This is a genomic window from Streptomyces sp. NPDC048639 (genome assembly GCF_043199075.1).
Classification (GTDB): domain Bacteria; phylum Actinomycetota; class Actinomycetes; order Streptomycetales; family Streptomycetaceae; genus Streptomyces.
Map to the genome: position 1 here is coordinate 435152 of NZ_JBICVP010000003.1, position 21554 is coordinate 456705.

Annotated in this window: 12 protein-coding genes; 6 read left to right on the forward strand and 6 right to left on the reverse strand. The window is 72.6% G+C overall.

Translation table 11 applies throughout. From position 1 onward, the window contains the following. Positions 1-121: 121 nt before the first annotated feature. Together ACGFNH_RS10230 and ACGFNH_RS10235 are read left to right on the forward strand one after the other, a co-directional pair. Positions 122-844 (forward strand): response regulator transcription factor, encoded by a 723-nt coding sequence (locus ACGFNH_RS10230; protein WP_393652601.1) that lies wholly within the window; start codon positions 122-124, stop codon positions 842-844. Between the two features lie 8 nt (positions 845-852). Next, positions 853-2430, forward strand: a complete 1578-nt coding sequence (locus ACGFNH_RS10235; RefSeq protein WP_393652602.1) for a sensor histidine kinase — start codon at positions 853-855, stop codon at positions 2428-2430. 97 nt (positions 2431-2527) lie between these two features. Here ACGFNH_RS10235 and lon read toward each other — a convergent pair whose 3' ends face one another. Beyond that, a complete protein-coding gene (lon, locus tag ACGFNH_RS10240) occupies positions 2528-4939 on the reverse strand; it encodes an endopeptidase La (RefSeq protein WP_393652603.1) in 2412 nt (803 codons plus the stop codon). A 645-nt stretch (positions 4940-5584) separates the two neighbouring features. On the opposite strand from lon, the gene ACGFNH_RS10245 reads away from it, so the two are divergent. The 4 genes from ACGFNH_RS10245 (at position 5585) to ACGFNH_RS10260 (ending at position 12369) form a co-directional block, all read left to right on the forward strand. After that, positions 5585-6313 carry a spermidine synthase gene (locus ACGFNH_RS10245; protein WP_393652604.1) on the forward strand — a complete coding sequence of 243 codons (729 nt, stop codon included), beginning with the start codon at positions 5585-5587 and terminating at the stop codon, positions 6311-6313. 93 nt (positions 6314-6406) lie between these two features. Beyond that, positions 6407-7153 (forward strand): response regulator transcription factor, encoded by a 747-nt coding sequence (locus tag ACGFNH_RS10250; protein ID WP_393652605.1) that lies wholly within the window; start codon positions 6407-6409, stop codon positions 7151-7153. Between the two features lie 14 nt (positions 7154-7167). Next, a complete protein-coding gene (locus ACGFNH_RS10255; RefSeq protein ID WP_393652606.1) occupies positions 7168-8301 on the forward strand; it encodes an ATP-binding protein in 1134 nt (377 codons plus the stop codon). Between the two features lie 240 nt (positions 8302-8541). Further along, positions 8542-12369, forward strand: a complete 3828-nt coding sequence (locus ACGFNH_RS10260; protein ID WP_393652607.1) for a multifunctional oxoglutarate decarboxylase/oxoglutarate dehydrogenase thiamine pyrophosphate-binding subunit/dihydrolipoyllysine-residue succinyltransferase subunit — start codon at positions 8542-8544, stop codon at positions 12367-12369. Between the two features lie 224 nt (positions 12370-12593). Here the strand turns inward: ACGFNH_RS10260 and fxsT are convergent, their stop codons facing one another. The 5 genes from fxsT to ACGFNH_RS10285 all read right to left on the reverse strand — a co-directional run bounded on the left by fxsT (position 12594) and on the right by ACGFNH_RS10285 (position 21532). Beyond that, on the reverse strand, positions 12594-15557 hold the full coding sequence (fxsT, locus tag ACGFNH_RS10265) for an FxSxx-COOH system tetratricopeptide repeat protein (protein WP_393652608.1): 2964 nt from the start codon (positions 15555-15557) through the stop codon (positions 12594-12596). 86 nt (positions 15558-15643) lie between these two features. Then, positions 15644-16930 (reverse strand): FxsB family cyclophane-forming radical SAM/SPASM peptide maturase, encoded by a 1287-nt coding sequence (locus tag ACGFNH_RS10270; RefSeq protein ID WP_393652609.1) that lies wholly within the window; start codon positions 16928-16930, stop codon positions 15644-15646. Continuing rightward, the gene (locus ACGFNH_RS10275; RefSeq protein WP_393652610.1) at positions 16927-17088 is read right to left on the reverse strand and encodes a hypothetical protein; all 162 of its coding nucleotides are present in this window, start codon (positions 17086-17088) and stop codon (positions 16927-16929) included. The genes ACGFNH_RS10270 and ACGFNH_RS10275 overlap by 4 nt, the downstream gene beginning before the upstream one ends. Then, complete coding sequence (locus tag ACGFNH_RS10280; RefSeq protein ID WP_393652611.1) at positions 17085-20504, reverse strand: SAV_2336 N-terminal domain-related protein; 3420 nt, start codon at positions 20502-20504, stop codon at positions 17085-17087. The genes ACGFNH_RS10275 and ACGFNH_RS10280 overlap by 4 nt, the downstream gene beginning before the upstream one ends. 2 nt (positions 20505-20506) lie before the next feature. Then, a complete protein-coding gene (locus ACGFNH_RS10285; protein WP_393652612.1) occupies positions 20507-21532 on the reverse strand; it encodes an AAA family ATPase in 1026 nt (341 codons plus the stop codon). Positions 21533-21554 lie beyond the last annotated feature (22 nt).

Consider the following 21554-nt stretch of genomic DNA (forward strand, 5'->3'; position numbering starts at 1 on the left):
AAGCCGATGCGCAGGCAGGGTGCAAGCAACCTGAAAGAACCCTGAAAATCCGGGCTCCCCCTTTGCCCGACCGGTGCCGCACCGCGTAGGAAGAAGCCCTCCCCCGAACGAGGAAGACCGCGTGCCCGCATCGACCGCCCACTCCCAGGAGAGCCCGACCCGGTTGCTCGTCGTCGACGACGAGGCGACCATCGCCGGGCTGCTCGCCGCGAGCCTGCGCCATGTGGGCTTCGACGTCACCACGGCCGGCACCGGGAAGGAGGCACTGGAGGAGGCGCAGCGGCGGCGGCCGCATCTGATCGTGCTGGATGTGATGCTGCCCGACCTCAACGGCTTCGAGCTCACCCGCACGCTGCGCGCCCGCGGGCTCCACATGCCCGTCGTCTTCCTGACCGCGCGCGACACGACGCACGACAAGATCGTCGGCCTGGGTGCGGGCGGGGACGACTACGTGACCAAGCCGTTCAGTCTGGACGAGGTCGTCGCCCGTATCCGCGCGGTCCTGCGGCGCACCCGCGGCCCGCAGCCGCAGGAAGCGGCCGACCCGGTGCTGCGCTTCGCCGATCTCGCACTCGACGAGGAGACCTGTGACGTACGGCGGTCGGGACGGCCCGTACGGCTGTCGCCCACCGAGTACAAGCTGCTGCGGTATCTGCTGCTCAACGCCGGGCGCGTGGTCAGCAAGGCGCAGATCCTGGACGAGGTGTGGGCGTACGACTTCGCGGGTGACACCCGGATCGTGGAGTCGTACATCAGCCTGCTGCGACGCAAGATCGACACCGTGGAGCCGCAGTTGATCCACACGCTGCGGGGCTTCGGCTACAGCCTGCGGCTTCCGGCATGACGTCCGCCGTGGACGGAACGACGGAGCCGGGGGCCCGCGGGTCGCGCCTCGCGCGGGGAGTGCGCCGCGTCCGCGCGTGGCTCGCCGCCCGTTCCATCCGTGCCCGGCTGCTCGTCGGGGCGCTGCTGCTGTGCGCCGTCGGGCTGGTCTCGGCCGAAGTCGTGTGCACCCAGCTCTTCCGCGGCTATCTGATGGACCGCACGGACGACCAGGCGCGCGTCCTGCAGAACCGGCTGGGGCTGCTGGAGGTCCTCGCGCCCCAGGTGAACCGGATCCCGAACAATCTGCGCAGCGTGCTGGTGCGGACCGGGGCCGTCGGCACCCACGCGGTCGTGGAGTTCCGCGACCCGTCGGGGAAGACCGAGCTCCGCTTCAGTACGGCGGAGGACTCCGCGCCCCGGCTCGCGCTGCCCCCCGTCGAATCCACGCCTGTGGGCGAGCCGTTCACCACCGGCACGGCGGACGACGACGGCCGGCGCTACCGGGTGCTCGTACGGGAGCGGCCCGGCGGCGGAACCGTGGCCGCCGCCATCGATCTGACGCCGCTCAACGACACCACCCGGCGTCTGATCCGCATCGAACTCATCGTCACCGCCGTCGTCCTGACCGGACTCGCGCTGCTCGGCTCCGCGGTGGTGCGGATCGGGCTGAAGCCGCTGGCGGATGTGGAGGCGACCGCCGAATCGATCATCGACGGCGACGATCTGTCCCGCAGAGTCCCCGAGCGCGCACCGCCCTCCACCGAGATCGGGCGCCTCTCGACGACGCTCAACACCATGCTGGCCCGCATCGACCAGTCGTTCGCGGAGAGTTCGGCCGCCCAGGAAAGGCTGCGCCGCTTCGTGGCCGACGCGGGCCACGAGCTGCGGACGCCGCTGGCCGCCGTGCTCGGTCTCGTCGAACTGCAGCGCAGCGGAGCGGCCGGATCGCGGCAGGACATCACCGGACTCCTCGACGGGATCGAGACCGAGGGGCGGCGGATGCGGCTGCTGGTGGAGGATCTGCTGCTGCTCGCCCGGCTCGACCAGGAACGCCCGCAGGCGAGCGAACCGGTCGACCTCGTACCGCTGGCCGTCGACGCGCTCGCCACCGCCCGCGCCACCGAACCCGACCGCCCCCTGCGGCTCGACCTGCCGCCCGACGGCAACAGCGACAGCGACAGCGAGGGCGAGAACGGCGAGGGCAGCGAAGGTGAGGACGGGCCACAGCCCACGGTCGTCGGGGACGACGTACGCCTCGCCCGCGTCCTGACCAATCTGGTGTCCAACGCCCTGCGGCACACCCCCGTGGGCACACCGGTGACCGTCCGCATCGGGACGGACGAGGAGGCGGGGCAGGCCGTCGTCGAGGTCGCCGACAGCGGCCCCGGCGTTCCGGAGGAGGAGGCCGGGCGCATCTTCGACCGTTTCCACCGCGTCGGCGACGGGCGGGACCGCGCCAGCGGCGGCAGCGGTCTGGGCCTGTCGATCGTCGCCGCGATCGTCACGGCACACGGGGGGACGGTCCGCTGTCTGCCCACGCCGGGCGGGGGCGCGACGTTCGAAGTCCGGCTGCCCCTGCGGGAGTCGGCGGGGCGGGAGGGCTAGGGGCCGGGAGCCGACGGGGACGGAAGGCTGGGGGCCGGACACGGATGCGGCCCCTCCCCCCGAAGGGAAGGGGCCGCATCGCCCCGGCCGGCGTCCGTCACGCCGCGACCGGAACCTCCGACTCCGGCTCGCTGTGCGCGGGCTCCAGAGCCAGCTTCAGCACCTGCCGGACGTCGCTCACGGTGTGCACGTCGAGCCGCTCCAGCACCTCGGCTGGCACGTCGTCCAGATCCGCCTCGTTCCGCTTGGGGATCACCACGGTCGTGATCCCGGCGCGGTGCGCGGCGAGCAGCTTCTGCTTCACCCCGCCGATCGGCAGCACCCGCCCGGTCAGCGACACCTCGCCCGTCATCGCCACATCGGTACGGGCCTTGCGCCCGGACAGCAGCGACGCCAGAGCGGTGGTCATCGTGATGCCCGCGCTCGGCCCGTCCTTCGGGACCGCTCCGGCCGGCACGTGCAGGTGCACGCCCCGCTCCTTCAGGTCACCGACGGGGAGTTCGAACTCCGCCCCGCGCGAGCGCAGGAAGGAGAGCGCGATCTGCGCGGACTCCTTCATGACCTCGCCGAGCTGGCCGGTCAGCTGCAGTCCGCTGCCGCCGGTCTCCGGGTCGGCCAGCGACGCCTCGATGTAGAGGACGTCGCCGCCCGCGCCCGTCACCGCGAGGCCGGTCGCCACACCCGGTACGGCGGTGCGCCGCTCCTCCGGGTCCTGCGCCGCCTCCGGTACGTGGTGCGGACGCCCGATCCACTGCCGCAGGTCCTCCGGGCCCACGGTCACCGGCAGCTCCTGCTCGCCGAGTTCGTGCCGGGCCGCGACCTTGCGGAGCAGCCGGGCAACGGCCCGCTCCAGATTCCGTACGCCCGCCTCACGGGTGTACTCCCCCGCGAGCCGGCGCAGCGCGCCGTCCTCCAGGACGACCTCGCCGGGCTCCAGGCCCGCCCGATCGAGCTGGCGCGCGAGCAGGTGGTCGCGGGCGATGACGACCTTCTCGTCCTCGGTGTAGCCATCGAGCCTGACCAGCTCCATACGGTCGAGCAGCGCCTCCGGGATGGCCTCCAGGACGTTCGCCGTGGCGAGGAACACCACGTCGGACAGGTCCAGTTCGACCTCCAGGTAGTGGTCCCGGAAGGTGTGGTTCTGCGCCGGGTCGAGGACTTCGAGGAGGGCCGCGGCCGGGTCGCCGCGGAAGTCGGAGCCCACCTTGTCGATCTCGTCGAGCAGCACGACCGGGTTCATGGACCCGGCCTCCTTGATGGCGCGGACGATCCGGCCGGGCAGCGCGCCGACGTACGTACGCCGGTGACCGCGGATCTCCGCCTCGTCCCGGACACCGCCGAGCGCGACGCGGACGAACTTCCGCCCCATGGCGCGGGCGACACTCTCGCCGAGCGAGGTCTTGCCGACGCCCGGAGGGCCGACGAGGGCCAGCACCGCACCGCCGCGGCGGCCGCCGACGATGCCCAGACCGCGGTCCGTACGCCGCTTGCGCACGGCCAGGTACTCGGTGATCCGCTCCTTCACGTCCTCCAGGCCCGCGTGGTCCGCGTCGAGCACGGACTTGGCGCCGGGGATGTCGTACGCGTCCTCGGTGCGCTCGCTCCAGGGCATCTCCAGGACGGTGTCGAGCCAGGTGCGGATCCAGCCGCCCTCGGGGCTCTGGTCGGAGGCACGCTCCAGCTTGTCGACCTCCTTGAGGGCGGCCTCGCGCACGTGATCGGGGAGATCGGCGGCCTCGACACGGGTCCGGTAGTCGTCGGACTCGTCCTCGGGGTCGCCGTTCAGCTCTGCCAGCTCCTTGCGGACGGCTTCGAGCTGGCGGCGGAGCAGGAACTCGCGCTGCTGCTTGTCCACCCCCTCCTGGACGTCCTTGGCGATGGACTCGGCCACGTCCTGCTCGGCCATGTGCTCGCCGAGCCAGGAGGTGGCGAGCTTCAGCCGGGCGACGGGGTCGGTGGTCTCCAGGAGCTGGACGCGCTGCTCGGGGGTGAGGAACGGCGAGTAGCCGGAGTTGTCGGCGAGCTGGCCCGGGTCGTCGATCTGCTGGACGCGGTCCACGACCTGCCAGGCGCCTCGCTTGCGCAGCCAGCTCGTGGCCAGGGCCTTGTACTCCTTCATCAGCTCGGTGACCGAGCCGGGCAGCGGATCGGGGACGACCTCCTCGATCCGGGTGCCCTCGATCCAGAGGGCCGCCCCGGGTCCGGTGGTCCCGGCCCCGACCCGGACCCGGCTCACGCCGCGGATCAGCGCGCCGGGGTCGCCGTCGGACAGCCGGCCGACCTGTTCGATCGTGCCGAGCGTGCCGACCGCCGCGTACGTGCCGTCGGTCCGTGGGACCAGCAGCACCCGTGGCTTGCCGCCGGATGAACGAGCCGCGGCCTGTGCGGCCTCGACGGCGGCCCGGACCTCGGCGTCGGACAGGTCGAGGGGCACCACCATGCCGGGCAGGACGACCTCGTCATCGAGCGGCAGCACGGGCAGGGTGAGCGGTGTGGACGTCGAAGCCATGATCTCCCTTTCGGCATTCAAGTTGAGCGTTATTGACTCAATGCACGGAGGTCTTCGACTGTTCCCCGGCGGTGTTCGCTGTGAGCGATCATCTCCCTACGCGGGATCGCACGCGGGGCGCGGAGGAAAGGGGAGGCCGTCGGTGCAGGTCGGAGCCGGTGCAGCCGGACGGGCCACGACCGATCGCCGCGATCGCGCCGACCGCTCCCGCGGCCGCACGGCCGCCCTGGACGCCGGACCGCTGCCCTGCCGCGACCGGCCGACCCCGTCCCGGCGATCGGCCGACCCCTGGACCCCTCAGCGCAGAGCGGCACCGACCCACCGGAGCGTGATGCCGCACTCACCGCAGCGTGATGCCGCACCCACCGCAGCGTGACGCGGGAGGCTCCCCGCCCCCGGCACCCCCTGCGAACCCCCTCAACGCGGACAGGATTCCCCTATGACTTCCGTCACGTCGGTCGTCCCGGGCACCGCAACCCCCGCCGCCCCTTCCCCCGCCCCCACCGCTCCGGTCAACAGCCGCGCCCCGCAGCCCCGTTGAGCCCGCGGAGGCTCGGACACGGACCGCTGCGGGACCGTCTCGTTACCCTGGGTGGCACCGGCGCCCGAACGCCCCCCGCCCCGATCCCAGGAAGACGGCGCACCATGCCCCTGCCCCCCGTCCCCGCCGCACCGGTCACCGTCGACCGCCGGGAGGGCCCGTACGGCGAGGTGGTGCTGCGTCAGCGCGGCGAGCACTTCGAAATCATCGCCAACGGCTGCTTCCTGATGGACACCTCCGACGGGCGCTCGGAGCGGCTGCTGATCGACGCGGCACTCGCCGCCCTCCCCGCCGACCGCACACAGCCGTCCCTGCTCATCGGCGGTCTGGGCGTCGGCTTCTCCCTCGCACACGCCGCCGCGGAGCCCCGCTGGGGCCGCATCGCCGTCGCCGAACGCGAGCCGGCCGTCATCGACTGGCACCGCTCGGGACCGCTGGCACGGATCACCGCGGACGCCCTCTCCGACAAGCGGAGCGCGATCCTCCACACCGATCTGGTCGCCCACCTGCGCGGCGGGACCGGTGGCGGCACCTCCCCCGCCCTTGAGGCTGCGGAGAACTACGACGCCCTGTGCCTGGACATCGACAACGGACCCGACTGGACCGTGACCGAGGACAACGACAGCCTCTACGGGCCTTCGGGACTTGCCAGTTGCCGGGAGCGCCTCTCGCCGGGCGGCGTCCTCGCGGTGTGGTCCGCGAGACCGTCCGCCGCATTCGAGGAAGCGCTGCGAAATGCCGGTTTCGTAGGTGTGCGTACGGAAGAGATCCCAGTTGCCCGGGGTGTCCCGGATGCCGTCCACCTCGCCGTACGGCCCCGGCCGCCTGCGTAGCCGAGGTGCGCACCGTGCCCGTACCCTGCTCCGTGCAGTGACGGAAAGCAGGCAAGGCTCGGCAGGTACACGGGGAAAATGCAGGGGCGGGCGATGGAGCAGACTCACAACGGCGTGGCGGGCAACACGGCCACTCCCGGCGCCCAGCGCCGCGTCCTGGTCGTCGAGGACGACCAGACGATCGTCGACGCCATTGCGGTGCGGCTGCGCGCCGAGGGCTTCCAGGTGCAGACCGCACAGGACGGCCCCGCCGCCGTGGACACCGCCGAGGCATGGCAGCCCGATCTGCTGGTCCTCGATGTGATGCTGCCGGGCTTCGACGGGCTCGAGGTGTGCCGGCGCGTCCAGGCCTCGCGGCCGGTTCCGGTCCTCATGCTCACCGCCCGGGACGACGAGACGGACATGCTGGTCGGCCTCGGCGTCGGCGCCGACGACTACATGACCAAGCCGTTCTCCATGCGCGAGCTCGCCGCCCGCGTGCACGTACTGCTGCGCCGCGTCGAGCGGGCCACCCAGGCCGCCAGCACCCCGCGCACCGGGATACTCCGCCTGGGCGAGCTGGAGATCGACCACGCCCAGCGCCGCGTACGGGTGCGCAGCGAAGACGTGCACCTGACCCCCACCGAGTTCGACCTGCTGGTCTGCCTGGCCAACACCCCGCGCGCCGTCCTCTCCCGCGAGCAGCTCCTCGCCGAGGTCTGGGACTGGGCCGATGCCTCCGGCACCCGGACCGTCGACAGCCACATCAAGGCGCTGCGCCGCAAGATCGGCGCCGAGCGGATCCGTACGGTCCACGGGGTCGGCTACGCGCTGGAGACCCCGGCGACCCCGACGTCCTGACCGGCGACCCGCGTATGAACAACCGGCCGCCCGAGCCCGTGTACCCCGGCCTGCTCTCCCGGATCTGGGCGCGGATCTGGGACGCCCTGCGGCCTTTCGACCCGTACCGGTCGGTCAAGGCCGCCCTCGGCGCCCTGGTCATCGTCTCGGTGACCATCACCACGCTGCTGGTCTTCGTCGCCATCCGCACCTCCACGGAGCTGCGGATCGTCACCATCTTCTCGATCATCGCCACGATGCTGATCACGCAGTTCGTCGCGCACGGGCTGACCTCGCCGCTGGACGAGATGAAGACCGTCGCCCGTGCGATGGCGAACGGTGACTACAGCCGGCGGGTCCAGGCCGTACGGCGGGACGAACTCGGCGATCTGGCGGAGACCTTCAACCACATGGCCGCCGATCTCGAGGCCGTCGACCGGCACCGCAAGGAGCTGGTGGCGAACGTCTCGCACGAGCTGCGCACCCCCATCGCGGGGCTGCGGGCGGTGCTGGAGAACGTCGTCGACGGCGTCTCCGAGGCCGATCCGGAGACCATGCGGACGGCGCTGCGGCAGACCGAGCGGCTGGGACGGCTGGTGGAGACCCTGCTCGACCTCTCCCGGCTCGACAACGGGGTCGTACCGCTGCGGTCCCGGCGCTTCGAGGTGTGGCCGTATCTGTCCGGGGTGCTGAAGGAGGCCAACATGGCCGCCGCCGCCCGGGCCCACATCGGCGGGCCCGGTGCCCGCGCCGACGTCCATCTGCACCTCGATGTCTCGCCGCCGGAGCTGACCGCGCACGCCGACGCCGAGCGGCTCCACCAGGTCGTGGCCAACCTGATCGACAACGCGGTCAAGCACAGCCCGCCGCACGGCCGCGTCACCCTGCGCGCCCGGCGGGGCACCGGCGGGCCCGACAGCCTGAACCTGGAGGTCCTCGACGAGGGCCCCGGCATCCCGGAGTCCGAGCGGCACCGCATCTTCGAGCGCTTCAACCGCGGCGGCGTCTCCACCCCGCACGGCCCGGGAAGCGACGGCGGTACGGGGCTCGGCCTGGCCATCGCCCGCTGGGCGGTGGATCTCCACGGCGGCAGCATCGGGGTGGCCGAATCGCCTCGCGGCTGCCGGATCCGCGTCACACTCCCGGGCACCCCCAAGGCGCACGGTTGACGTAGGGTCGAACACAAGGTTCCAAAACGGTTGCGGCGCAGTGTGCCGCACCCGCGAGCGGATCATCCCCCGGTCGGGCGCAACCTGACGTGTTTCCCGCCACATCACGCGCCGAAACCAGTCGATCAATGTGACTTGCACGACGACTGGCCCGCCCGGCCTGCAACCAGTGCGGTAGGAGGCGTAGCCTTTATTTCCGCTGTCCACCATCTAAGGAAGCGGAAGAGGGCGGTTGCCGCCGTGTCGCCACAGTCCCCCAATACCTCGAGCCTCTCGACCGACGCAGACGGACAGGGGAAGTCCTCCCCTGCGGAAGCGTTCGGCCCCAATGAGTGGCTCGTCGACGAGATCTACCAGCAGTACCTCCAGGACCCGAACTCGGTAGACCGAGCCTGGTGGGACTTCTTCGCCGACTACAAGCCGGGGCATGACACCGGTTCCGCGGTCGCCTCGCCGCCACAGGCGTCGGCCGGGACGGAGGCCCCCGCGGGCGAGCAGGCCGCGCCCGCCCCGAAGGCGGCGGCCGAGCCCGCCGCCCCGAGCGCCCCCGCCGGTGCGAACGGCGCTGCCGCCCAGGCCGCGCCCGCAGCCCCCGCGCCCGCCCCGGCGAAGCCGTCCGGGCCGAAGCACGCCGCCCCGGCCAAGACGGAGGCCGCGCCCGCGAAGCCGGCCGCCAAGGCCGCCGCGCCCGCCGCGCCGGCCGACACCGAGTTCGTCACGCTGCGCGGCCCCTCCGCCGCCGTCGCGAAGAACATGAACGCCAGCCTCGAGCTGCCGACCGCGACGAGCGTCCGGGCCGTGCCCGTGAAGCTGCTGTTCGACAACCGCATCGTCATCAACAACCACCTCAAGCGCGCCCGCGGCGGCAAGGTGTCCTTCACGCACCTGATCGGCTACGCCATGGTGCAGGCGCTGAAGGCGATGCCGTCGATGAACCACGCCTTCACGGAGAAGGACGGCAAGCCCACCCTGGTCAAGCCCGAGCACGTCAACCTGGGCCTGGCCATCGACCTGGTGAAGTCCAACGGTGACCGCCAGCTCGTCGTCGCGGCCATCAAGAAGGCCGAGACGCTCAACTTCTTCGAGTTCTGGCAGGCGTACGAGGACATCGTCCGCCGCGCCCGCGCGAACAAGCTGACCATGGAGGACTTCACCGGCGTCACCGCCTCCCTGACCAACCCCGGCGGCATCGGCACCGTGCACTCCGTGCCGCGCCTCATGCCGGGCCAGGGCGTCATCATCGGCGTCGGCGCGATGGACTACCCGGCAGAGTTCCAGGGCACCTCGCAGGACACCCTGAACCGTCTGGGCGTCTCCAAGGTCATGACGCTGACCAGCACGTACGACCACCGCGTGATCCAGGGCGCCGCCTCCGGCGAGTTCCTGCGGATCATGCACCAACTGCTGCTCGGCGAGAGCGACTTCTACGACGAGATCTTCCAGGCCCTGCGCATCCCGTACGAGCCGGTCCGCTGGCTCCGGGACATCGACGCCTCGCACGACGACGACGTCACCAAGGCCGCCCGCGTCTTCGAGCTGATCCACTCCTACCGGGTCCGCGGCCACGTCATGGCCGACACCGACCCGCTGGAGTACAAGCAGCGCAAGCACCCCGACCTCGACATCACCGAGCACGGGCTGACGCTGTGGGACCTCGAGCGCGAGTTCGCGGTCGGCGGCTTCGCCGGCAAGTCGATGATGAAGCTGCGCGACATCCTGGGCGTGCTGCGCGACTCGTACTGCCGCACCACCGGCATCGAGTTCATGCACATCCAGGACCCCAAGCAGCGCAAGTGGATCCAGGACCGCGTCGAGCGCCCGCACACCAAGCCGGAGCGCGAGGAGCAGCTGCGGATCCTGCGCCGGCTGAACGCGGCGGAGGCCTTCGAGACCTTCCTGCAGACCAAGTACGTGGGCCAGAAGCGGTTCTCGCTGGAGGGCGGCGAGTCCGTCATCCCGATGCTCGACGCCGTGCTCGACTCGGCCGCCGAGTCGCGCCTGGACGAGGTGGTCGTCGGCATGGCCCACCGCGGCCGTCTCAACGTCCTGGCGAACATCGTCGGCAAGTCGTACGCCCAGATCTTCCGCGAGTTCGAGGGCAACCTCGACCCGAAGTCGATGCACGGCTCCGGCGACGTGAAGTACCACCTGGGCGCCGAGGGCACCTTCACCGGTCTGGACGGCGAGCAGATCAAGGTCTCGCTCACCGCCAACCCCTCCCACCTGGAGGCCGTCGACCCGGTCGTCGAGGGTGTCGCCCGCGCCAAGCAGGACATCATCGGCAAGGCCGGCACGGACTTCACGGTCCTGCCGATCCAGCTCCACGGCGACGCGGCCTTCGCGGGCCAGGGCGTGGTGGCCGAGACGCTCAACATGTCGCAGCTGCGCGGCTACCGCACCGGCGGCACCGTGCACATCGTGATCAACAACCAGGTCGGCTTCACCGCCGCCCCGGCCGCGTCCCGTTCGTCGATGTACTGCACCGACGTGGCGCGGATGATCGAGGCCCCGATCTTCCACGTCAACGGCGACGACCCGGAGGCCGTCGTCCGCGTGGCGCGGCTGGCGTTCGAGTTCCGCCAGGCGTTCAACAAGGACGTGGTCATCGACCTCATCTGCTACCGCCGCCGCGGTCACAACGAGACCGACAACCCCGGCTTCACCCAGCCGCTGATGTACGACCTGATCGACAAGAAGCGCTCGGTGCGCAAGCTCTACACCGAGTCCCTGATCGGTCGCGGCGACATCACGCTGGAGGAGGCCGAGCAGGCGCTGCAGGACTTCCAGGGTCAGTTGGAGAAGGTCTTCACCGAGGTCCGCGACGCCGTCTCGAACCCGGGCCCGGCCCATGTGCCGGAGCCGCAGGCCGAGTTCCCGGTCTCCGTGGAGACCGGTATCTCCCGCGAGGTCGTCAAGCGGATCGCCGAGTCGCAGGTCAACATCCCCGACCGGATCACCGTCCACCCCCGCCTGCTGCCGCAGCTCCAGCGCCGCGTGAGCATGGTGGAGGACGGCACGATCGACTGGGGCATGGGCGAGACCCTGGCCATCGGCTCGCTGCTGGTGGAGGGCACCCCGGTCCGGCTCGCCGGCCAGGACTCCCGCCGCGGCACCTTCGGCCAGCGCCACGCGGTGCTGGTGGACCGCGAGACCGGCCAGGACTACACGCCGCTGCTCTACCTCTCCGAGGACCAGGCCCGGTACAACATCTACGACTCGCTCCTCAGCGAGTACGCGGCGATGGGCTTCGAGTACGGCTACTCCCTGGCCCGCCCGAACGCACTGGTGATGTGGGAGGCGCAGTTCGGTGACTTCGTCAACGGCGCTCAGACCGTCGTCGACGAGTTCATCTCCTCCGCCGAGCAGAAGTGGGGCCAGACCTCCGGCGTCACGCTGCTCCTGCCGCACGGCTACGAGGGCCAGGGCCCGGACCACTCCTCGGCCCGCATCGAGCGCTTCCTCCAGGTCTGCGCGCAGAACAACATGACGGTCGCCGCGCCCACCCTGCCGTCGAACTACTTCCACCTGCTGCGCTGGCAGGTCCACAACCCGCACCACAAGCCGCTGGTCGTCTTCACCCCGAAGTCGATGCTCCGGCTCAAGGCCGCGGCGTCGAAGGCGGAAGAGTTCATCGAGGGCGGCTTCCGCCCGGTCATCGGCGACGACTCGGTCGAGGCGAGCGCGGTCCGCAAGGTCGTCTTCTGCTCCGGCAAGGTCTACTACGACCTCCTGGCGGAGCAGCAGAAGCGCGGCACGAACGACACCGCGGTCGTCCGCGTCGAGCGGCTGTACCCGCTGCCGGGCAAGGAGCTCCAGGCCGAGCTGGCCAAGTTCCCGAACGCGGAGAAGTTCGTCTGGGCCCAGGAGGAGCCGGCGAACCAGGGTGCGTGGCCGTTCATCGCCATCAACCTGATCGACTACCTGGACCTGGCGGTCGGTGCCGACGTCCCGCACAAGGAGCGGCTGCGCCGGGTCTCCCGGCCGCACTCCTCCTCGCCGGCGGTCGGCTCGGCCAAGCGTCACCAGGCCGAACAGCAGGCTCTGGTCAGCGAGGTCTTCGACATCTGACCGGCACCCGCCGTCTCGTCACCCGAGGCCCGGTCCCGCATCCCGCGGGGCCGGGCCTCCGGCGTGTCTGCGTCCGGTGCTCCGCACCCGGCCGGTGCCGGACCCGCCGACCCGCCGGACCCGCCGACCGGAGGACCGGGCGACAGGGCGACCGGTCCTCCGGTCCTTGCGCTGCCGGCCGTCCTGCCGCCCGGCGTCCGGCCCGTGCCGTGCCGTGCCGTGCGCTAGATGGGCTGGGGCTCGAAGTCCCAGTACGGACGTACGCCCTCACGCATCGCCCGGGTGTGGGCGTGGTCCTCCCCCAGCAGTGTGGTGAGCGTGTCCATCGCCTCGGACCGGAGCGCGTCCGCCTCCTCGGTCTCGCCGGCGGCACGCAGGTCCTGGGCGAGGCTCATCCTGCAGTTGATGGTCAGGGGGTGCTGGTCGCCGACCGCCCTCGGCGCCCGTTCCAGGGCCTCGCGCCCCATCCGGACGGCGCCCGGGGTGTCCCCGGCCCGGTGACGTGCGGCGGCGGCGTTGAGCGCGCAGCCGACCGTCCAGGGGTGGTCGGCCCCCACGGCGCCGCCCATGCCGTCCAGCGCCTGCTCCGCCGTGCGGAGCGCGGCCCTGTGCTCGCCGGCCTCGCCCTGGACGAACGCGAGATTGGCGTGGGAACCGATGGCGTACGGATGATCCCTGCCGAGCTGGGCGCCGTACAACCTCGCGGTGGACTCGGCCAGTTCACGGGCGGCGTCGAGCTCGCCCGCCTGCCGCAGCAGCATGGCGAAGTCGGCCGAGGCGATCAGCGTTTCGGGGTGCTGCTGTCCGCGGCGGCTCACCAGACGGTCGCGCACCTTGCGCATCAGCGCCTGCGCGAACTGCAGGTTCCCGTTGCGCCGGGAGCAGAGGGCGAGGTTGTGCTCGGCGAGCAGGGTCTGGGTGTGGTTCTTGTCCAGGATCTGGCGGTGCAGACGGCAGTTGTGATCCTGAATGGCGAGCGCCTCGTCGTAGCGGCCGAGCAGGCGCAGCATCCAGGCCGTGTGCAGCGCGGAGTTGAGGGTGAGCGGGTCGTGCACGCCGAGGAGGACGGACCGGGAGTCCAGCAGTGAACGATGGAGGGCGAGGGAGTCCTCGTACCGGCCCTGGAGACCCAGCGAGACGGCGAGATTGCTGCGGATGGCCAGGGTGCGGGGGACGCCTTCGCCGAGCGCCTCGGTGGCGTCCCGGGCCGCCTCCTCGAAGAGGGCGGTCGCCTCACCGTGCTTCGCGAGCGCCATCAGCGTCCCGGCGAGGCCGTCCTTGGCGCGCAGCACCTCGATGGTGCGGGCGGAGGCGTCCGCCACCAGGGTGCGCAGCACCTCCCGGCCCACGGTCTCCGCCTCCGCGTAACGTCCCAGCCGGCGGAGCATGTTGGCCTGCTGGTGGACGGCGACGAGCACCCGGCGGTCGGTGAGGGCGGATGCCGCCCGCCAGCGCTCCACGGCCAGCCGGCTGAGCCACCACCCGTCGTGGTATTCGCCGCGCATGCGCAGGTACTCGACGCAGTTGAGCACCAGGTCGCGGACGTCGTCCTCGGCCGAGTCCAGGGCGCCCGACGGCTCCAGGTGCGGGATCAGCTCCGCGTAGCGCGCCCAGTTCCGCGGCGATGCCGGGGACCGGGGGTCTGCGGCGACCAGGACGCGGCAGGCGATGGCGGAGGCCCTCAGGCGCTCCTTGTGCGCCATGCTGCCGCGCACGAAGCGGTGGAAGAGCCGGTGCATACGCAGCGTGCCCACGGTCAGGATGTCCAGGCGCGGCCCCGTCTCGTACTCCAGACGCATCGAGGTCGCCTCGGAGAGCGTGCGCAGCGCGGTGTTCCAGCTGCTGGGTTCGGCAACCAACTCGGCCAGGTGGGGCGGCAGATCGGCCGCGCGCGCCGACTGCAGCAGGCGTACGGGGACCACGTCCGGGGAGAAGAAGGCGAGGAGCCCGAGGAGTTCGTCGACCTCGGGGGACCGTTCGCGGAGGGTGTTGAGCGTGATGGCCCAGGCGACCTGGAACCCGCGGGGGTACTCCTGGGACGGCAGGACGCCGAAGTCGTGCGGATCGCCGGAGCGGATGTCCGCGACGTAGCCGCTCACCGAGGCGGTGGGGTTGGTGTCGAGCCAGGCCGCCATCTGATCGAGCAGCAGCGGAAGATCCTCGAGAGCGTCGGCCAGCGTGTCCGCCTCGTCCTCCGACAGCCGGGAGGCCCGCCTGCACACGAACGCGACGCTCTCGGCCCGCCGGAACGGCTCCAGCGCGACCAGCTCCGCGCCCTGCTGGCCCCAGGTGGCCCGGCGCGTGGTGATCAGGACATGGCCGCGGCCGTCCGGTACGAGAGCCTCCAGCTCCTCGGGCTCCTCGGCGCCGTCCAGAACGATCAGCCAGCGGCGCGTGGTGGAGCTCAGCCGCTCCCTGACGGCCTCGATGAGCCGCCCCACCTCGTCGCCCGGCTTGAGGTCCAGCTTCTCCGCCAGCGCCGCGTAGCTCTCGCGGGCCGTGGCCCGGACGGCGGCGCTGATGTACCAGACGATGTCGTACTCGCCGGCGAAGCGGTGCACGAACTCGGTGGCCACCTGCGTCTTGCCGACGCCGCTCGGACCGTGCAGGGCCACGCACGTCGTCGCGTCGCCGCCCGCGGCGAACGCGTCGTGGAGCTTCTCGAGAACCTTCTCGCGGCCGGTGAACCGGCGGTTGCGCCGCGGGGCGTTCCAGACCTCCGGGAGGTCGTCGGGGAAGCGCCGGCTGCGCGCCAGTTCCACCGGCGCCGCTGTCGTCGCCGGGAGGTCCACGGCGGTCAGCAGGCGCCGCCGGGCCTGGTCCGGGCCGAGGCCGCGCAGATCCACCGGGGCCACGATCGCCGCCGCCGCCGGGAGCGGCTGCGGGGTGACACTGACGGCCGCGATCCGGCCCTGTCCCAGCTGAACGGCCCGGCGCAGCGCGGTGCTCCACTCCTCGTTGCGCCACGAGTCGAACCGGAGGTACCAGTCGTCGAGGACCAGCAGCACCCGCCCGCGATCCGCGAGCAGGTCCGTGATGGCGGCGGAGGCCGGAGCCCGTCGCACGGGATCCCAGCGGACCATGGCGGTGGTGCAGCCGGCCGAGGCGAGCGTCGCCGCGATCCACTCGGCCCAGGCATGGCTGAGGCCGGCGAAGACGACCGTGACGTGCTCGGGCTTGTCGGTCATGCAACCCCCGTATCCCTCGGATCCGGCCGGTTCGGCCGCGCCGGGGCGGGCCTCCCCACGGCAGGGAATGGCTCTTCGATTGTCCGTCAAAACCCTGTCACTCCGGGCGACTTGGCGCCACCGGAACGCGGTGCGGCGAGGACGGCCTCCAGGCGGCCCGCGATGTGCCGGATGAGCCGCTCCAGGTCCGCGCAGTACACGCTGGGGTGCAGGAACCCGCTGACCGGCACATAGCGATGGGCGTAGTTGCCGCCGCCGCAGACCCGCAGCACGGGGCAGGCGGCGCAGTCGGCGGCCAGACCTTCCGTGCCGAGCTGCCGCGCCGCGATGCCGGGGTGCTCCAGGGCCTCGTCGAAGCTGTGGGCGAACACGTCCAGGCCGGTGGCGGGGGCGCCCGCGTAGGCGGTCTTCAGCGAGTCGACCTGCTCGACGGCCCCGTCCGTATCGACGACGACGGCGGCCATCGGGGACAGTCCGACGGACTCGGCGGTGCTGGGCGCCCCGAGGAGCAGCGCCACGACGGCGCTGAAGAGCCGTACGCCGGTCCGCATCCGGTCGGCGTTCCACCACAGGTCGAAGGCCCGGGCCAGCCAGTCGCCGTACGGGGTCGGGCGGGGGTGGCGGCCGGGTTCCGGGAGGGCCGCGAGTCCGGGCGGCGGCGCGGCCCAATGGGCGTGCGGGAGAAGGAAGTCGATGTGGGGAGGGCCGAGCGCGGTGAGCGAGTGGTAGACCTCGTCGGGGTCCGTGGTCAGGTCCAGCGTGCACAGGATCCCGGCGTACTGGTCGGGGCGTGCCGCCAGCAGCCGGGCGGCACGCGAGGCCGCGGGCCAGGAGGGGCGCCCGGCATGGTCGAGGCGGCGGTGGGCCAGGCGGGCGCTGCCTCCGTCGAGACTCAGGCCCACGCGGATGCCGGCGGCGGCCAGCCGGTCGAGCGTGCGCTCGGTGAGGAGCGTGCCGTTGGTCTGCACGGAGGCGGTGACCTCGCAGTGTGCGGGTACCGCGGCGCGCACGGCACGCGCGTAGGCGACCACGGGTCCGGGACCGGCCAGAAGCGGTTCGCCACCGTGGAGTTCGATACGGATCCGGCGCAGCCGGTGCGTGGCGACGTGCTCGGCGATTCTGCGGGCCGTGTGGCGCACGGTGCGGGCGGGGACGCGGACGGGACGGTCGCGCCAGCTCTCGTCGGGGCCGGTGTAGATGTAGCAGTAGCTGCAGGCGAGGTTGCAGCGGCTGTGAACCTTGAGGACGAACTGCCGGAAGGGGACGGGACGTACGCCCCTGCGGCGCAGCGCGGCCAGGTCGAGGCTCCGGTGCGGCCAGAGCGGTTCCGCGGGGTCGGCGGGGTCGGCGGGGTTCGCGGGCGCCGGCCTCATGGCGCGTCTTCGTAGTAGGCGACGACATCGTCGTCGGGGCCCCGGTCCCCGAGCCCCGCGAGGATCGCGGAGAGGACCGGATGCGCGGGAGGGCGGGCCAGGTCGAGGTCGGTGAATTCGGGCAGCGGTGTGCCGCGTTCGTCGGCGGGGTACGTCACGCGTCGCCCGCCTCGAGCGCCGCGATACGGGTGCGGACGCTGTCCGCGGACGGCGTTGCGGGGTGCCCGCCGGATTCTCCGCGACCCGCTCTGTCGAGCAGGTCCAGCGCCCTGCGGTACTCCTGGAGGGCGTGGGACGCACCGGCCGTCGACTCCAGGATCAACGCGCGCTGCGCCCGTGCGTCGGCCGCGACGGCGAACCGGCCCAGCTCCTCGGCCGCTTCGGCGGCGCGGCGGAAGTCGTCGGCCGCCCGCTGCCGGCGCTCGCGCGAGCCCGTGTGCCGGGCGAGATCGAGCCCCACCTGTCCCCGCACCAGCGACGCGCGGGCTTCGACGGCGAGGTCGTCCGACTCGCGGGCAGCGGCTCCGAGTATCCAGTCGGCCTCGTGCAGATCGGCGAGGGAACCCCCGTAGCGATGGCGTACACGCAGGGCCTCCCCGAAGAGCAGCCGCCGCCGGGCGAGTTCGGGGTGCCGGCCGGGGGTCTCGGTGAGCGCCTCGCGGAGGGACCGTACGGCTTCGTCCGCATCGACCGCCGCGTCAGGGCGGTCCGTCGCGCAAGCGGTGAGCACCTCGCCGCGGAAGGCGAGGAGTTCGCCGCGCCGGGGGTGGTCGCGTCCGGCGAGCCCGACGGCGGTCTCCAACGTCACGGCCACGAAGCCGAGTTCACTTCTGTCGCCGGTGCGCTGGTGGTGGTCCCAGGTGACATCCGCCGTGCGGCTGAGACAGGTGATCCACAGCTCCGGCTCGGGGACGCGGGCGGCCGGCACCAGGGCCCGGCCCAGCGCCTCGCGCACCGCGAGGTACGCCTCGTGGTCCGACAGCCCGCCTGCGGCCGTCTCCACCGCTTCGGCCAGATCCAGCCACCCCTGGGCGAGGTCGTCGTCGGGCCACTGCACCTCGGACAGGACCGCGAGTCCGTCCCGGAGCGTCCGGACGGCGTGACCGGCGATCTCCCTCAGCCGCTCGGGATCGCCGGGGAGGGGGTGTCGTGTCGCAGGGCCGCGACCCGCGTAGTGGCGTGCGAGGTCCAGGCCGAGCCGGCCGGCGGTGACGGCGAGGGCTCCCCACACGCTGTCGACCGTGCCGCCGGGTTCCAGCGTCGCGTCGGCGAGGCCGACCGCCTGGAGCATCAGCGTGACGAACCAGCTCTCGTCCACGCTCGTACCGTCGGCCTCGGGCCACGAATCCAGCTCGTGCCGCACCAGGGCGAGTTTGCGCAGGACGCCGATGCGCTGATCGACCGCGCGGAACAGCGCGCCGCGGTCCCCCGGGGCCCCGGGCCCGCGGATGAACCGGTCGAGACGTTCGTCCGCATCCACCAGCAACTCGCGGACGACCCATACCCCTTGCAGCTCCTCGGGGATCCCCCGCGCTTCCGCCTCCCGGCCCAGCGCGTACGGCGCGACGCGTGAGGTGATCCCGCCGGCCAGCACCTCGTCGGCCATGATCTCCAGGACCCGCGCCAGCATCGGCGCCGCCGACGGTCTGCGACCTGCCGCATGGAGGGCGGCCTGACGGGCGATCTCCAGATCCTCGGCCAGATGCCGGGTCCGCCAGCGGAGCAACAACGCGTCGGCCAGGGCCTCATGTGCCGCCGCCCGGTCGTGGTCCCGCTCCGCCGCCGCGGCGCCCTGGAGAAGCCGGATCGCCTCGTCGAGGTCGCGCGCCGTCCCGTCCGCCCTGAAGCGGTTCAGCAGACTGCGGGCCCGCGCGCTCAGGGTGCCGGGGTGGGCGGGTCCGGGCGCCGGCACGGGCATCGTGCTCTGTGGGAGGAACCTGCGCAGGACGTGCTCGGAGACCCGGGCGAACGTCCGCAGACCCGGAAGGTCCCCGTCGCCGGGCTCCGGATCGGCTCGCCCCACCGAGCCGGACAGATAGGCCGCCGCCATGGCGGGGAAGTTCCGGGCACGGCGCCCGAAGTGCCGTTCCACGTACTGGGAACAGTGCTTGAGGACCAGCTGCGCGTCGCCGAGCGGAAGCTGCCGGAGCAGTTCGTCGCGTACGCCGTCGAGGAAGTCGTACTCCAGCCCGCCCCTGCCGTCGGCGGGCGCGCCCTCGGCCTCGGGGTTCCGCCGCAGCAGTCCGCTGAGCAGGACCTCCGCCAGCACCGAGGGGCCGGTCCCGGCGAGCATCGCCCGCTGGACGAGCTGCATCACCGGCAGGACCAGGGGCACGGCCGACAGATGCACGATGAGCTGCGCGGCCTCCGGGGAGGCGGCGCGCCGGAAGGCACGGACGCGGGCGGGGGCGTCGACCGGCTCGGACGCGGGCGGCGCGGCCGGGGACGGACCGTGGTCGGCGCCGACCAGTCCGGCGGCCGCGTAGAGGGAGATGCCCGCCGAGCCCGAGACGAGGCGCGCCCAGGCGCCCAGTGCGGCCGCTGCGGGCGCGAGTACGGGTACGGGCGTCAGCCCGGGGCCGCCTCCCGGTCCGCGGGCCGGGTCGAACATCAGCCGTCCCACGGGCCCCTCCGCCCGGTGGAGCACCCCGGGCACGGCGGGTAAGTGGGTGCGCCGCCACATGCGTTGGGGCAGCGGCTGGACGACGGCGACCGGGGACGTGGCGGCCCAGCGGTGCACCAGCCGCTGCATCCGCCCGCTGCGCCACATCGGCCCGGCGCAGTCGCTCAGCACCAGGGTGAGCTGCCGGCCCGTGGGGTCGGCGAGCTGCGCGGGGGCGCGCAGGACGGATCCGGGGGTCAGGGTCGTGCCGATCCCGGGGCTTCCGTCCGCGGCCGGGTGCACGTAGTGCACGCGCACTTCCCTGAACGCTCCCGCCCGTTCGCAGACCTGGCGCAGCTCGTCGAGGGTCTGCTCCCACACGGCCATGGAGGTGGAGACGTCCATCAGCAGCCTGATGCGGGCCTCGCGCCGCCGGATGCCCGTGAACACGGGCACGACGAGGCCGGTGTCCGCGGCCCGGTCGGCCGTCGCCTCCTCGTCGACACGGGTGCGCGAGGGGCAGACGGGGGCGCGGAAGCGTTGCAGCGGGCGCAGGGACCGCTGCAGGGCTTCCGCATCGGGCAGCGCCGAGGCCACCGGCACCCGTACGGGCAGGGTGCCGTTGGCGGCGCGGTCTCCGCGGGGTGCGGCGGCGAACAGATCGGCGCGACCGTCCGTCGCCGCGTACGGCACTCCCTCCGGCTCCCGGCGCGAGGACGCGGCGTGATCGCCGGCGGGGCGCACCCGCTCCGGGGACGGCTCGGCCCGCTCGCCGGGGAGAGAACCCACCGGGACGGGAAAGCCGCCGGGACGCGTACGGGGCACGCCCGGTCCCGCCCAGCGGGCCAGCCACAGGGTGTCCGCCAGCTCCTCGGCCGTGGGCTCGATCCCCGCCTCCCGCAGCCGCGCCACCAGCGCCATGAGCACGTCGCTCACGGCGTCGGCGGAGCCGGTGCCGGCGGCGGTGGCCACGGCTACCTCTGCCGCTGGTCGAGCGGTCGCATGAGCAGGTCCGCGATGTCCTCACGGCTGTCGCGCTCCTCGCGCGCCGCGTACTGGGTCAGGAAGATGGCGTTGAGGAGCTGGTCGGTGGGGCGCAGCTCGCCGCTTCCGGCCCCTTGGGTGAAGAGCGAGATGAGGTCGAGGTTCCGCTCGTCCGAGCCGGCCCCGAAATGCGCCTGCACCATGGCGGCCAGGCGTTCGTCGCGGGGTGGGTCGAGTTCGAGATGGATGCAGCGGCGGAGCAGCGGTGCGGGGAAGTCCCGTTCACCGTTGCTGGTCATGACGACGAACGGAAAGGCGCGGCACCGGACCCGGCCGCCGTGCACCGGCACCCGCCGGCCGTCGTCGTCGAGGACCTCCACCGCGCCCTTCCCGGGGCGGTCGGCGATGCGCTCCAGCTCCGGGAGGCCGAACTCGCCCTCCTCCAGGGCGTTCAGCAGGTCGTTCGGCAGATCGAGATCGCTCTTGTCGAGCTCGTCGATGAGCAGGACGCGGGGCAGCTCACTGGGCAGCAGGGCCGTACCGAGGGGGCCGAGCCGGATGTAGCGGCCGATGTCGTCCTCGGGACCTTCGCTCCGGGAGCCGTCGTTCTCGCGGGAGAGCTGGACGTCCTGGAGGCGTCCGACGGCGTCGTAGGTGTACAGCCCGTCCTTCAGCTCGGTGCGGCTGACGACGGGCCATTGCAGGACGCGCCCGAGTCCCAGCTCATGGGCCACCGCGTGGGCGAGCGTGCTCTTGCCGGAGCCGGGCTCGCCGGTCACCAGGAGAGGGCGCCGCAGATACAGCGCGGCGTTGATGAGGTGGAGCGCCTCTTCGTCCTGCGTGGGCAGCGGGGCGTGCGTCTGACCGAGCCGCCGCTTGGAGACCGCGTCGATGGGCGGAGCGGCGGGGACGACGGGGCCGCCCTCGAAGGTCCGCCAGGGCGGGGGCGGCGGGAGCGTGCGGATACGGTCGTGATCGGCGTCGCCTGTGCCGCGGTAGATCAGCCAGTCGCTCAACTCTCGCTCCTCGTCGGCGGTC

What these genes read in the sequence shown, in the direction of transcription:
- ACGFNH_RS10255 (WP_393652606.1), top strand. Translation starts at nt 7,168, where the DNA reads ATGAACAACCGGCCGCCCGAGCCCGTGTACCCCGGCCTGCTCTCCCGG.
- ACGFNH_RS10245 (WP_393652604.1), top strand. Translation starts at nt 5,585, where the DNA reads ATGCCCCTGCCCCCCGTCCCCGCCGCACCGGTCACCGTCGACCGCCGG.
- ACGFNH_RS10270 (WP_393652609.1), bottom strand. Translation starts at nt 16,930, where the DNA reads ATGAGGCCGGCGCCCGCGAACCCCGCCGACCCCGCCGACCCCGCGGAA.
- lon (WP_393652603.1), bottom strand. Translation starts at nt 4,939, where the DNA reads ATGGCTTCGACGTCCACACCGCTCACCCTGCCCGTGCTGCCGCTCGAT.
- ACGFNH_RS10250 (WP_393652605.1), top strand. Translation starts at nt 6,407, where the DNA reads ATGGAGCAGACTCACAACGGCGTGGCGGGCAACACGGCCACTCCCGGC.
- fxsT (WP_393652608.1), bottom strand. Translation starts at nt 15,557, where the DNA reads ATGACCGACAAGCCCGAGCACGTCACGGTCGTCTTCGCCGGCCTCAGC.